Origin of the sequence: Actinomyces sp. oral taxon 181 (genome assembly GCF_018370895.1) — a bacterium.
GTDB lineage: Bacteria > Actinomycetota > Actinomycetes > Actinomycetales > Actinomycetaceae > Pauljensenia.
Window position 1 is genome coordinate 79,806 of the sequence record NZ_JAGYZL010000009.1, and the last position, 12,994, is coordinate 92,799.

10 protein-coding genes are annotated in these 12,994 nt (G+C 56.1%); 4 read left to right on the forward strand and 6 right to left on the reverse strand.

Annotation, left to right across the window (positions count from 1 at the left end; translation table 11 throughout):
• Positions 1-144: 144 nt before the first annotated feature.
• Together KHW85_RS05525 and KHW85_RS05530 are read left to right on the forward strand one after the other, a co-directional pair.
• Entirely contained in the window at positions 145-957 is an 813-nt protein-coding gene (locus KHW85_RS05525) for an ABC transporter ATP-binding protein (RefSeq protein ID WP_291459114.1), read from the forward strand.
• Positions 942-2,645 (forward strand): hypothetical protein, encoded by a 1,704-nt coding sequence (locus tag KHW85_RS05530; RefSeq protein ID WP_291459115.1) that lies wholly within the window; start codon positions 942-944, stop codon positions 2,643-2,645. The genes KHW85_RS05525 and KHW85_RS05530 overlap by 16 nt, the downstream gene beginning before the upstream one ends.
• A gap of 74 nt (positions 2,646-2,719) precedes the next feature.
• On the opposite strand, the gene KHW85_RS05535 is transcribed toward KHW85_RS05530, so the two are convergent.
• The 6 genes from KHW85_RS05535 to KHW85_RS05560 form a co-directional block, all read right to left on the reverse strand.
• Positions 2,720-2,998 (reverse strand): DUF1540 domain-containing protein, encoded by a 279-nt coding sequence (locus tag KHW85_RS05535; RefSeq protein WP_178706724.1) that lies wholly within the window; start codon positions 2,996-2,998, stop codon positions 2,720-2,722.
• A gap of 256 nt (positions 2,999-3,254) precedes the next feature.
• On the reverse strand, positions 3,255-5,174 hold the full coding sequence (locus KHW85_RS05540) for an ABC-F family ATP-binding cassette domain-containing protein (protein ID WP_291459116.1): 1,920 nt from the start codon (positions 5,172-5,174) through the stop codon (positions 3,255-3,257).
• Between the two features lie 2 nt (positions 5,175-5,176).
• Entirely contained in the window at positions 5,177-6,148 is a 972-nt protein-coding gene (locus tag KHW85_RS05545) for a 4-(cytidine 5'-diphospho)-2-C-methyl-D-erythritol kinase (RefSeq protein WP_178706718.1), read from the reverse strand.
• Positions 6,141-7,187 carry a 16S rRNA (adenine(1518)-N(6)/adenine(1519)-N(6))-dimethyltransferase RsmA gene (gene rsmA, locus KHW85_RS05550; protein WP_178706715.1) on the reverse strand — a complete coding sequence of 349 codons (1,047 nt, stop codon included), beginning with the start codon at positions 7,185-7,187 and terminating at the stop codon, positions 6,141-6,143. The genes KHW85_RS05545 and rsmA overlap by 8 nt, the downstream gene beginning before the upstream one ends.
• A gap of 17 nt (positions 7,188-7,204) precedes the next feature.
• The gene (locus KHW85_RS05555; RefSeq protein WP_291459117.1) at positions 7,205-8,566 is read right to left on the reverse strand and encodes a ubiquitin-like domain-containing protein; all 1,362 of its coding nucleotides are present in this window, start codon (positions 8,564-8,566) and stop codon (positions 7,205-7,207) included.
• A complete protein-coding gene (locus tag KHW85_RS05560) occupies positions 8,563-9,687 on the reverse strand; it encodes a resuscitation-promoting factor (RefSeq protein WP_291459118.1) in 1,125 nt (374 codons plus the stop codon). The genes KHW85_RS05555 and KHW85_RS05560 overlap by 4 nt, the downstream gene beginning before the upstream one ends.
• Before the next feature lie 347 nt (positions 9,688-10,034).
• Here KHW85_RS05560 and KHW85_RS05565 point away from each other — a divergent pair, with 347 nt between their 5' ends.
• Both KHW85_RS05565 and KHW85_RS05570 read left to right on the forward strand, forming a co-directional pair.
• Positions 10,035-10,769, forward strand: coding sequence for a hypothetical protein (locus KHW85_RS05565; protein WP_291459119.1), 735 nt, complete (start codon positions 10,035-10,037; stop codon positions 10,767-10,769).
• Between the two features lie 35 nt (positions 10,770-10,804).
• On the forward strand, positions 10,805-12,910 hold the full coding sequence (locus KHW85_RS05570) for a transglutaminase domain-containing protein (protein WP_291459120.1): 2,106 nt from the start codon (positions 10,805-10,807) through the stop codon (positions 12,908-12,910).
• The last annotated feature ends 84 nt before the right edge of the window (positions 12,911-12,994 follow it).

Sequence of the window (12,994 nt, forward strand, 5' to 3'; positions counted from 1 at the left end):
CTTCTCAGAAGGCAGAAGGAACATTTTCACAAAATCTCAGTATCACTTTGGAGAATCCTCAGCTCGCCCCCAGATAAAGGGAAATGAGCGTCCATTTTCTGCAACGTTCTCCACAGCTGAGGAGATATTCACTACTGTAGGAACATGTCTATACCTACTCCTCCCCCGGCACAGCCTCCAACGACGCAAGCTCCTGTGGAAGTCGAGCCTCCTGCACTTGCAATTCGCGGCCTCGTAAAAATTTTCGGAAACTTGGTTGCCGTCGCAAACCTCACCCTCGATATCCCCAAGGGCTCCTTCTACGGCTTCGTCGGCCCCAACGGCGCGGGTAAGACAACTACCCTCAACATGGCAACCGGCCTGCTTACCCCCGATCAGGGAACCGCCTACGTCAATGGAATTGATGTATGGAAAGACGATCAAGCGGCTCGCGCACAGCTCGGCGTCATGCCTGACGGTATGCGTTTACTTGACCGTCTCTCAGGCCCAGACTTCTTGGTGCATGTTGGAATGCTTCGCGGGTTGGATCGAGAAACTGCCCGCCAGCGAGCTCACCAGCTTCTGGATACCCTGGACCTGACCGATGCTGGAAAGAAACTCATTTCGGACTACTCAGCTGGTATGACGAAGAAGATTTCTCTGGCGGCAGCACTCATTCACGCTCCCTCTCTGTTGGTTCTTGACGAACCCTTCGAGGCCGTTGACCCGGTTTCGGCGGCAAATATCCGCCAGATCTTGCAAGACTTCACTTCCCGAGGGGGAACGGTCATTCTCTCCAGTCACGTCATGGCAACAGTCCAACAGCTGTGCACGCACGTCGCGGTGATTAATCACGGACAAGTACTGGCCTCCGGCGCAACCGAAGAGGTTGCAGCGGGAATGTCCCTTGACGAGCGTTTTGCCCAGCTGGTTGGCGGCGTTCACACCAGCGAAGGACTGTCATGGCTGGCCAACTGATTCGCATGAAATTGCGCATCATGTGGAATACGGTGCGCAGTCAGACAGCCGTTTTGATTTTCTCGATCATCGGCATTATGTACGGTTTGGGTTTCACGGGCTTTGCCTACTTTGGTATTGCCAAGATTGCAACCATAGTGACTGAGGCTCCATGGGTCTTTGTCATGCTGCCCGGACCTGTGATTTTCGTGGGCTGGATCATCTGCCCAGTGATCATGGCATCGATGGATAACTCCCTTGAGCCGCGCCGACTTTCTCCCTTTGTCGCACCTACGCATCAGCTCGCGCGCGCACTTATAGCCGCTTCATGCGTGAGCATCGGAGCAATTTTCTCTGGACTCTTCATCATTCTTCCCGCCTGGTTTTATCTCTTCCGGGGGCTTTGGGCCATGGCTGCAGGATCACTCATTGCCGGGGTGCTCACACTTGTGACCGCAATCGTGTGGGCAAAGGCAATCACGACGTGGGCGGGAAACCAGATTCAAAAAGATTCAACGCGAAAGAACTTAGCGGGCTTCATTGGGACCATGGTGTTCATTTCTGTCTTTGCACCGATGGGGATCTGGTTCCAACTCCTTGCCGAGCATTTCTCATATGATGCGGTGCTGGCTGCGCTTCCAGTCGTGTACACAACACCTTTTGGTTCCTTCTTCGGAGTCGTCGCATCTGTGAGCGAGAGTGACTACCTGACGGCCGGGATCCGTTTCGCGATTGCTGCCCTTACTGCCGGCGCGGCTTGGTTCCTGTGGCTGAGGGTTCTGGAACCAGCGATGCACGGGGTTTCCCGCCCAGTGTCTGCGCAAGCTCAGCAGGCGATCAAAGAGGGACGCTATCACGTTGATGAAGAGCGCGCGTCCAAAGAACGCGAGCAGCAGCGCCAAGATTCACGTGCACTGGGACTCAAATACGTACAGCGCTGGGAAGCACTTGGTCTCTCACCTCAGAGCGCTTCCATGGCAACGAAGACCGCTTACTACTGGCTTCATGATTCGCGCCTGTCGACCTCTCTTGCGTCCAGCATTTTCTTCCCCTTCATGGCAGTTCTCATGAGTTTCCTGATGGACAGTGAAAGCCGCAGTGAGGTGCCTTTCTCCTTCAATTTCTTCCTGTACCTGGCTCCTTTAGTCATCGGGGCGACAGTCGGGGCAAATATGCAATATGACTCCACTGCAGCGTGGATCCCTATCGCATCTGGAGTTCGTGGCGCTCAAGACCGCTTGGGACGCCTGCTCGGATCCTTGGTGGTGATCACTCCGGTTATCCTCATCGCAGATAGCATTGCGTGCACCATTTTGGGTAATACTTTTGCCGACACCGCCTGGGTTTTGGGCCTGTGCTTGCTTCTTTTGGCTGCTTCTTCTTCAACGGCAATGATCATTGGAAGCCGCTGGGTCTATCAAGTCCAACAGCCGGGGGCGTCTCCCCTTAGTACCCGAGGAACTGGATCGGGCATGGTTGCGATGTGGGCTATCTCGGCTACAACACTCGGTGGGCTTCTTGGTGCACTTCCCGGGTGGTTGGCTCTGTATTTCACCGCCGGTCACACGATCGCATTTATTGGAGCCTTTGTATTCTCAGCTGCGTGGAGCGCAGGCCTTATGGCGATTGCGGTCAGGTGGGGCGGAAAACTCTGGGACCGTTACAAGGTTGAGATGCTCAACAAGATGCAGTCCTGGCCCGGACGATAAACCTTATTTTTAAACATCGGGGTGTGGTCCGCAGGAATTCCTGCGGACCACACCCCTAATTAATGACGCTATGTTCAGCGAGCCTGGTAGGTCAGGCAATCAGCACTGGTCGAGCCCACGCGAATCGCAGAAGCGGTGCACTCAAGATTAGTGTTGAAGGAGCAATCCGCCTTCTGGCAGGCGCCCACAACGGGGCTCTTGCGCTCAAGACCGCCGCGAACAGACAGGGGCACGAAGGTGGAGCAGGTGCGTCCGTAGCCGATGGTAACGGCGCCGGCGGCGCAACCATTGTTGTTGTAGGAGCACTCGGTAACGGAGCAGTCCTGAACCAAGGGGAGGTCGATGGTCGTCATGATGATCTCCTTGAAGAGTCGGAATAAAGAATGAAGACACTCCAAGAATGACGTAATTAAATTCAAAATCCACTACATCCCATTTTTCCGCGAAATACCGCCACTTTACGGCGCCTCAACACACGAAACGCAGGAGTATTTACGAAACATTCCAACCTGCTATTGACCTAAGGCAAGCCTGCGCTGATCAAAGCGAATATCACCAAAGGACCCGCTATATTCCCCCTCTGCGTATCCTTTGGACCAGCCTTTTTGATCACTCGTCAAGCAGCTCGGCGTTTTCCAGCCAGGCTTCTTCTAGCTCCTCAATTTCGGCACGCAAATCCGCGGACTGTGTAGAAAACGACGTCATCTCATTCAGAGCAGAAGGATCCGTTGCGACCTTTTCAGCCAGAAGGGCAAGCTCGGCCTCGACCTTTTCCAGACGCGTGCGCAGACTTTCAATCTTTCGTTCCAATCGCGCGGCTTCTTTCTTCGCCGCTCGCCTGGCCGCCGAATCCGTCATCCCCGCGTTCTTCGCACTGCTAGGGGATTCCTCGCGACATGCATGTCCAGATTGGCTAGGGCGCACCGAGCTTTCACTGTTAGTGGAAGCATCCGTGGCGAAAGCGGCACCGGCCTCGCGAATGCGAAGGTACTCCTCTACCCCACCGGGAAGGGCACGCAAGCTTCCATCCCCCAAAAGTGCAACCTGGTGGTCGGTCACTCGTTCAAGCAGGTAGCGGTCGTGGCTGACGACAACCAAAGTCCCCGGGAAGGCATCCAGCAGGTCTTCCATTGCCGCCAAAGTATCCGTATCCAGGTCGTTCGTCGGCTCGTCAAGAAGAAGGACATTCGGTTCAGCCATGAGCAGGCGCATCAGCTGAAGGCGTCGTCGTTCACCACCGGAAATCTCTGAAATCCTGGTCCATGCACGCTCTCGAGTAAAGCCCATCCTCTCAGTCATTTGCGAAGAGGAAACTTCCTTGCCGTCAACGATCACACTATGGGCAACCTGATCGACGGCCTCGACAACGCGCATATCTGAAAGATCATCAAGCTCGTGGGTATCCTGCGAAAGCGTGGCGACTTGAACGGTCTTCCCGCGCTTCACGCGCCCGCTGGTCGGTTCCAGATCCCCTCGAAGAAGATTGAGAATTGTCGTTTTGCCCGCGCCATTCACGCCGACCACACCGACGCGTTCGCCGGGAGCGAGGCGCCACGTCACGTGGTCAAGAATGGTGCGTTGGTCACCTCCTGGAGTCGGGAAGGTGACGGTAACGTCCTCTAGGTCCAGTACATCTTTCCCGAGGCGCGCGGTCGCCATTTTCACCAGCTCGACGCTGTCCCTGGGCGGAGGAACGTCAGCGATCAATGCTTCAGCGGCGGCGATATGGAACTTCGGCTTGGAAGTTCGCGCGGGGGCGCCTCGGCGCAGCCAGGCCAATTCCTTTGTCAATAGGTTTGCGCGTTTCTTCGCGGCGACATCAGCTTGGCGAAGACGTTCCGCCCTGGCCAGAGTGTAGGCGGCGTAGGATCCATCGTAAATTTCAACGTGCCCAGGAATCTGGGGCCGAGAGCCGCCCGGATCGATCCCGGGAACGACTTCCCAAATCGTTTCGCACACGGCGTCCAAGAACCAGCGGTCGTGGGTGACCGCAATGAGTGCGCCGCTTGCACCCGGACGAGCAAAACGTGCATTCAGATGCTGAGCAAGCCAGGCAACGCCTTCCACATCCAGATGGTTCGTCGGCTCATCCAAGCAGACAACATCGGAAGGGAGCGCAAGAACTCGCGCCAGATCAACGCGGCGACGTTGCCCACCAGAAAGGGTTCCGACCCGGGCGTGCAGGTCGATATCAGAGAGCAAACCGGCATGGATATCGCGAATTGCGGGCTGCGATGCCCATTCATATTCTTCAAGACCGGGGTGCACCGCATCCATCACGCGCGCATCATTGTCAAGATGATCGCCCTGCTCAAGCATGACAATGCGCAGGCCATCGCGGGTAATGATTCGACCATCGTCAGGCTGCTGAAGGCCGGCAACCAAACGCAGTAGCGTTGATTTTCCCGCTCCGTTGGGGCCCAGAATACCGATCCGAGAAGAGTCTTCGACGCTGATATCAACGTCCGCAAGTAATTGGCGCGAACCAGCAAGGGCTCCCAGTGACTGCGTCCCCAGTAAGTGGGCCACTCTTAGCTCTCCTCTTCTTCTACGATTGCTCCCACTGCGGGGCCTGAAGCCGGTAGGACTGCGCTGACTTCACTGCTTGTCCCAAGAGCATCAGCGAGTTCACCGGCATGTTCCCTATCACGAGCAAGGACAGCGATGGTCGGTCCCGACCCCGAAAGGATCGCTGCGCAGGCACCCGCGTTCTTCGCATCGTGAATCGTTGTTTCAAGTTCGGGGTACAAGTGAAGAGCCGGAGCGGTCAGGTCATTGCACAGCACTGAAGCAAGTGTGTCGGCATCTGCGCACAGCGCTCGCTTCTCAGCCTCGCTCAACGGTGCTGGAGCGCCGCCTTGCCTCAGCTGATCAAGAGTTCGAAAAACCTCGGGGGTTGACAGGCCGTGGTGTGCACGCGCCATCACCCAGTAGTGACACGGCCACAACGATTGATCCGGATCAAGCAAGGAGGTCAAGCGGTCTCCTCTCCCCTGCCCCAGAGTCATTCCACCCATGATGCAGGCCGGGACATCTGCGCCCAAAGTACGGCCGATCTGGCAGAGCTGTTCAAGCGTTAATCCCAATCCCCACAGCTGATTGCAGGCAACTAAAGCAGCGGCGGCATCAGCGGAGCCACCGGCCATTCCTCCGGCTATCGGAATGCGTTTATCAACGTGAATACTCACCCCGGCAGCAGTTTGAGCCCACGCACCGGCGGCAGCCAGTTTTTGAAGTGCGCGTGCTGCGCGATATGCCAAATGGGTGGTGGGATCAAGATCTGCCATCGAAGCTGTTGCAGCCTCATCTACCGAGCCATCGACACCGTACGCCACCGTTTCAATGTGGATACCGGGGGACTTTGAAGTACGTACGGTCACGCTTTCACGAACATTCAGGCATTCAAAGACCGTCACCAGTTCGTGATATCCATCAGCATCCGGGGCACCCGCGCGAAGGATGACATTGACCTTCCCGGGTGCCGATGCACGTACCTCACGCACGGGGTTGCTCCACCCCGCCTTGCTCGCTTTCCTGCCTTGCTTGTCTCAAGTCTTCAGCAGCGCGACGCTCCTTCGCGTAACGATCCTGCTCGGGAAGAGGAATCTTGCCCTCAGCACGCATGTCAAGCAAAACTGAACCGAGACGCACGTAATCGTCAATCCCCAGCTTTTCGCCTCGGATCGAGGAATCTACGCCGGCGCGATCGCACAGCTCCTGCGCGGCCTCGGCGCTGCCTGCCCAGTTCTTCAAAGCGGCGCGCAGGGTCTTTCTGCGCTGAGAAAATGCAGTATCGCAGACCTCGAAAGTGGCAAGACGCAAGGAAGTATCCCCGCGCGGGGTCTTCGAGCGCTGCAGCTCCACCAGCGCGGAATCAACATTGGGGACAGGCCAGAATACCGAACGCCCAATAGTTCCCGCGCGAGTCGCGCTACCGTACCACGCGGCCTTTACCGAAGGAACTCCGTAGGTACGCGAACCCGGCTGAGCAGCCAGGCGATCGGCAACCTCGGCCTGAACCATTACCAGTGCCGACTCCAAGGAAGGGAAGGACTCCAGCATGGAGAGCAGCAAGGGAACCGCAACATTGTAGGGAAGATTCGCCACCAGGTGCGTTGGCGCCGGCCAATCATCCTCAAAGTCTTCGAGGCCATTAATCTGAACGGCATCTCGATTGATCACGTGGAGGCGCTCCGCGGCCTCAGGCATGCGCTGCGCAACGGTCACCGGAAGTGCACGGGCAAGCACCGGATCGATCTCGATGGCGCGTACCTGTGCCCCCGTTTCAAGAAGTCCAAGGGTCAGCGAACCCAGTCCGGGCCCGACCTCAATGACGTGTGTTCCCTCACCAATTCCCGCGTCTCGTACGATGCGCCGAACAGTACCGGCATCATGAACAAAGTTTTGTCCGAGCGTCTTGGTTGGGCGCACCCCCAGCGCCTGGCAAATCGCATGCACTTCAATTGGGCCAAGCAGCCCACTCTCGCTGGGCTGGGCGTCACTGGGCACATTCGGCGTGGAATATCGACGGGGAGAAGTCACGCTCCCATCCTAAAGGATCAGTACCATCCGACGGAGTTTGAATGCCCCAGTGCAGAGCACGGCGTCCCATAGCGTCCGGCGATGTACCCCAAGCCCCACTTGATCTGCGTGACCGGGTTGGATTGCCAATCCGAACCCGCCGAAGCCATCTTGCTTCCCGGCAGTGCCTGCGGAATGCCATACGCACCGGAAGAGGAGTTCTTCGCGTAGGGATTCCAGTGGGACTCACGGTTCCACAGTGCGACCAAGCATTGAAATTCGGAGTCTCCCCATCCGCGAGCACTCACCAGGGGCTTAGCCAAAGAACGAGGATCCTCGCCCGAATAGGCCAAGGGGATATCAGCTGCGACCATCGCCAGGGCAACTTCAGCTGAATTTCCACCCGCTGCAGTAATTTCCGAGGCCGTCGAGAGGGTGCCGAGCTTCGCACGGTAACGGATTGATTTCGTTCCGTCAGCTTCGGTCTTTTCTTCCAGCGTTGCCTTCGGGTCCAGACCGGCTTCAATCAGCGCCTTGGGAGTAACTTCCTTGGTCCCAACCGAGCGAATCTGCGCGGTAGGTTCGCGAGTGACCTTTGAATTGAGCGGTGCTGCATACGCTTCCCCACCGTCGACGTTTTCACTCCAGGTGAGTTCTTCAGATTCGCCCTCAACGCCCTTCGTGGTGACTTGTTCTTCACCAACGAAAAGCTGGTCGGAATCTTGACGGTGTTCCTCGAAAGGAATCGGCACCTTTCGCGGCGCAAGCGCGCGCGAGACCCTGTGAATATCGATGGTCAGGCCGTCAGCATTCTTCACCTCAACGCGGTCCAGGGGTCCCAGGTTGATTTTTTCTTTAGTCAAGATGGCCCGGGTGTCCATGCCTTCACGTGCGGTGACCTGACGCGAGCTTCCGTCGACGTTAATTGTGACGGTACGCGTCTGGGTGACCAGAGGAGTCAGGCTGGAACGTGAATAGGAACGGTCGACGGCAAGAACGGCTTTTGTCGAATCCGCGCCCAGGCCTGAGAGCACACCTTCAGCTGAGGGCGCGGTCGACCACAGGGTTGTTCGGTCTCCGTTAATGGTCAGGGTGTAGGGCTTCGCCGTGCGCACGACGATGGTCTGTCCATTTGCAACGTATTGCGAGGCGGCGGGCTGAACTTGGTCGTGCTCACCGAGCTCGATATCCGCTTGGCTCAGGACCCCTGAAACGGTGTGCGACCACGTTGAAACCGGGTAGACGATGCCATCAACTTCAAGGTTGACGGTTGAATGCGCACGGGCAATGCCCACTCCCGCAACCATAAACATGGCCAGGCTGGCTGCGCCTGCACCTGCTACAACGCGAGGTTTCGTCGGTGCCCATGAAGCGGTGCGGCCGTGGCGAGCCGCGTTCACAGAAGTCCTAGTGCTCGAGCGCACGCGGGCCACTGGCCCCATCCGGAACGGGCCTGAAGCGCCTGTGCGCGCTGGGTTTGTTCTGCTGCCGAGGCCTCGGAGGGCAGTCCGGTACCGCCCATTGCGCGCCACGTGGAAGCAGAGAATTGGTAGAGGCCATAGTAGCCGTTACCGGTATTTGTTGCGGGGTTACCACCCGATTCACAGCGGGCCAGTGCTGCCCAGACTCCATCTCCGCTCACCGTTGCCGATGATGACGAGGCCGAAGACCCCGAGTTTGAAGAAGAGCTTGCTGAAGTGGTTTCCTTGGTGCCGACCTTGACGATTTGCTTGACCGGTTCGGTACGGTTTTCGCCCAGCATCTGGCTCACAACCTCTTGGCCATCTCGACGCTCCACGTAGAAGCTGCGCTTGATGGAACCGTCGGAGCCTTGCTGAACAACGCGCTTGGTTCCCTTGGCCAGGCTGGAGTCTTCTTGCTCCTCCACTTCCTTGGGCAAAGTTTCTTCGCGTTCTTCCGTGCCACGTTGAACTCGGGTGACCTTGAGGAATACGCCTTGGTCATCACTTGAGAAGGTCACGCGGTCAAGGGGTGAAACCTGAACTCCTGCCTGCTGGAGCAGGTCCGAGGCATGGGTGCCTTCGCGCGCGTCAACGGTGTGGGTTTGCCCATCAGCAATGACGCGGATATTCCCAGTTGCCGTCAGTGCAGGAAGGGTTGCGCGAGAGGTCGAGCGGTCAGCAGCGATCACCGCGCCGGTGGTGCCGACCTGGCTCATGAGGTTGTTGATATCCGTAGCGGTGGACCACGTGGGGGTTGAAACACCGTTGACGTCGACCAGGTAGCGTTGCGCGCGACGCACGACAACGGTCTGACCATTCGTCACACCTTCTTGGAGGGAGGGCGCAACCAGATCATGGGGAGAAACTTCTACACCCGCAGTTGACAGAACGTCAGAGACCTTGCCCATAAATCCCGATACGGGGATGGAGACACCATCGACTTCCAGGGTGACATCTCTAAATGACGTGGCTACCGATGTCCCGGCGATACCGGTGACGGCAAATGCTGCAACTGCAGCGCTGGCAATGACTGCCTTGCGCGAGGGGTGAAAATTCACGTAACTCCAGACTTCGTAGGATTCGCCCTGGCAGCTTCATAGAAGCGCAACTCGCATGCGAGCCTGCGGCGAACGAACAGTTCACACGCTACAGGGTTCCGAATAGACCAAGCGAGCGTTAGTGATGGGGACCATAAACATTTACATCATTAATCACATTCGTCACACGAGTAACAGGAATCCAGGATTATGAGATGAGAGATTGATTGCTCAAATTGGCGTTTATTCAGTGACAAACATTAGGATAAGGGCAGATTTCAACCGCTTCGATGAAGGGACCGTGAATGATGATGTCACGTCACCGCGGGATTTGGGCGTTTGCTACATGCGTGCTCTTGGGAGTATCCATGGCAGCTTGTGGCTCCGGATCCACAACGGGCGACGGCTCAGAGCCGAGCTTCGAGAAGACCGTCTTCTTTAGTACCGCACCGAATGACAAACTGCGTGACCTCAGCTCCGTGTCCCCTCAGCCCGAAGGCAAGGAAACTTTCAGTGCAGACGACTCAAAGCTTTACCTTGGCAGCTACTCGCTGGAGTTTAGTGGCAAATTAAAATTAGTCACCGCCCGCACTGACCGCGGTTCTTTCCGCTTCACTCTTTTAGGCGCATCAAAACTTCCTCAAACGACCAATGATGGAAAGTCAATCATCAAGATCGACTACAAGTTTGAGAACCTTGCAACTGGCGCAAAGGAATCGCCCGATAACGCGCTGCGCTGGGTTTTCTACGCAAGCACATCACCGCTTCCTGGAACTGATGAGGCGAAGGCACGCCTAGCCGGTTCAGGCAATCGCAATGATGTCCCGATTTTTAAGCTTTCCGATGTGGATGCGCAGCTGTTGAAGGCCCCCGATACCAGCCAATTTACCTCTGACGACCCGCAGGTGAAGGACGCTCAAGAACCCCAGGGATACACCGGTTATCTGGTTGCAGATAAGGCGAAGACCTACTCTTCCCTTTTCGTTGCACAGGGCGATCCGAATTCGACCAAGTTCTCCTTGGCGATGTGCACAAACGGTAAGGGACTTACCCCAGACATTTACTGCCAGACCATCCAACCTCTGGAGACAACGATCAAATGACCTTCTCACGCTTTTTCACACGCACCATTGCGGCCTTGAGTATTGTCACTCTTGCCTCCTTTGCACTCCCATCCGCAGCTCGCGCTGATGATTCCGTCGATCAACTCAAGAAGAATGACCCCACCTCATTCGAATGGCTCGAAGGCGTGCAGGAAGTCAATCAGGGCGACCAACTCGTCATCCCTACCAAGGTCAAGCTCGCCGATTTCGAAAAGCGAAAGTCGGATGAAGCCGATAGTAAAAGTTCGAGGTTTGCAACCCCATTCGCGGTCTATTCCGACGCGGCATTGGATGTGGATCTAGGGTTTGAGCTCGGCACGTACGGAACTAATGAGGGTATTTCAATCTCACCTTCGTGGCTCACTCTGCAGTCGTATTCACACCCAGGCCCTCTTGCAGACATCACTGGCTCTTCAGGCTGGGGCTTGCTCCCCATGTACTACCTTGTTCAATACAACGACTTGCAAACCGGCAAGCTTCTTGAACACCCGATCGTTCGCCGCATTCGCGTCAGCGACAAGGGCTTCCTTCCCCGCCCGCAAAACATCTCGGTGGACGAGGAAGACAACGGTACTTTCAGCGTGTCATGGGATCCGGTCGAAGGCGCTGACTCCTACTACGTCGTCTTTCTCAATTCCACCGATAAGGATGGAAAGACTAGGCTCAACCCAAGGCTTGTTGCATCGACGAATCAGACCTCGTGGAATTCTGATCAACGAGCTGATGACGAACCCCAACGAGATCGCACTCTCAACACCGCACTGGAAGCATTCCTGACCGTCAAGGAAGATTTCAAAGGTAGCTCACGCGAGGGCGAGGGCTGGCTGACAGACGAGGAGCTCGACCGCATCCTCAACAGCAAGGGAACTCAGGTCGCGGTAATCGCGAAGAAGAACGCGAAGATCTCGAAAATGTCCGATTTTATCGATATCGCAAATACCCTTGGAAATACACCTATTCGAATTGCTTCCAACGCACAGCGCCAGCTCGGTCTGGATCGCAGTGATTTCGATAATTTAAGTGAACTTCCCGCTCAACTCCCCGTGACGATGGCCGATGGGCACACTCGTATGCAGACTTTGGTTGTCGATCCCGAAAAGAGCTGGGTCCAGAGCTCAAACCCGAAGACGATCAGAGATCCTGAAGCAAAACTCAACGTCGTCTACCACATCGGAAATACTCGCTTCACCAGCTCCTACAGAGTCAAGAACTTCGATCCATCGACCTACACCGAGGATCTCCAGAAGCTGAAGAAGGATCAGGAAGAGGCACATACCGGTTACTTTGCGCCCAATCTGAGCTACACCAAGGAAGTCCCGAAGAAGGAATCCAAGGACAATGTGGCGCGCACCTTCCCAGATACTCCCGTGCAGGTGCTGGGGACAACGCCGCTGTCAAAGTACATCGCTGCGAACTTGATGATGGGATACACAAATATCGACCTTTCACAGTTCCCAGAAGCAGAATCTGGCTCACGAATTGAAGCGGCATTGGAGGAGGCAAAAGATCAAAACGGTCTGGTTCCCTTCATTATCGGCCGCCAATACTCATTCAAAGACAAGATTCTTCATGTCACTTTGGGAACTGAGGGCGCAACCGATCAGCATCTTGCACCCAAGGATTATTCGGGCCAGATCAATAGCAAGGCCGACCAAGTGGTCGCAGAGATCATCAAGCCCGGAATGGATGAGGAAACCAAGGTCCGAACGATTAACTCCTGGATCATTAACCATGCGACCTACAACTATGACGGGTTGGAAGGAGGCCACAAGGTCTGGGAAAAGACGGGTACTCTGACGCCCGAATACACCCCTGACCACGATGCGGGCGGTATTTTCTTCAAGGGAACGACCGTCTGCGAAGGCTACGCGAACGTCTTCCAGCTCCTAGCGACGAAGTCGGGTCTCAGTTCGGTTGTTGTGACCGGTGTTGTCACTCTAAGAAATGGTTCTAAATCTGGACACGCATGGAACCAAGTGAAAGTTAACGGAACCTGGAAGACCGTTGATACCACGTGGAATGACGGTGGCGATTCCGGCGACCCTGCGGTTGAGACAAAATACCTGATGATCCCGAATAACGATCCGCTTCTGACCAGGAACCGCGTTTGGAAGGATCCTGCACTGAAGAAGATCCTCTAAGGAGATTCGGTCCATACATGAGTGGTGGGGGCTCCCCCCAGGGAGGCCCCACCACAGGGTTTAAAAATAAACAAAAGTACTAAC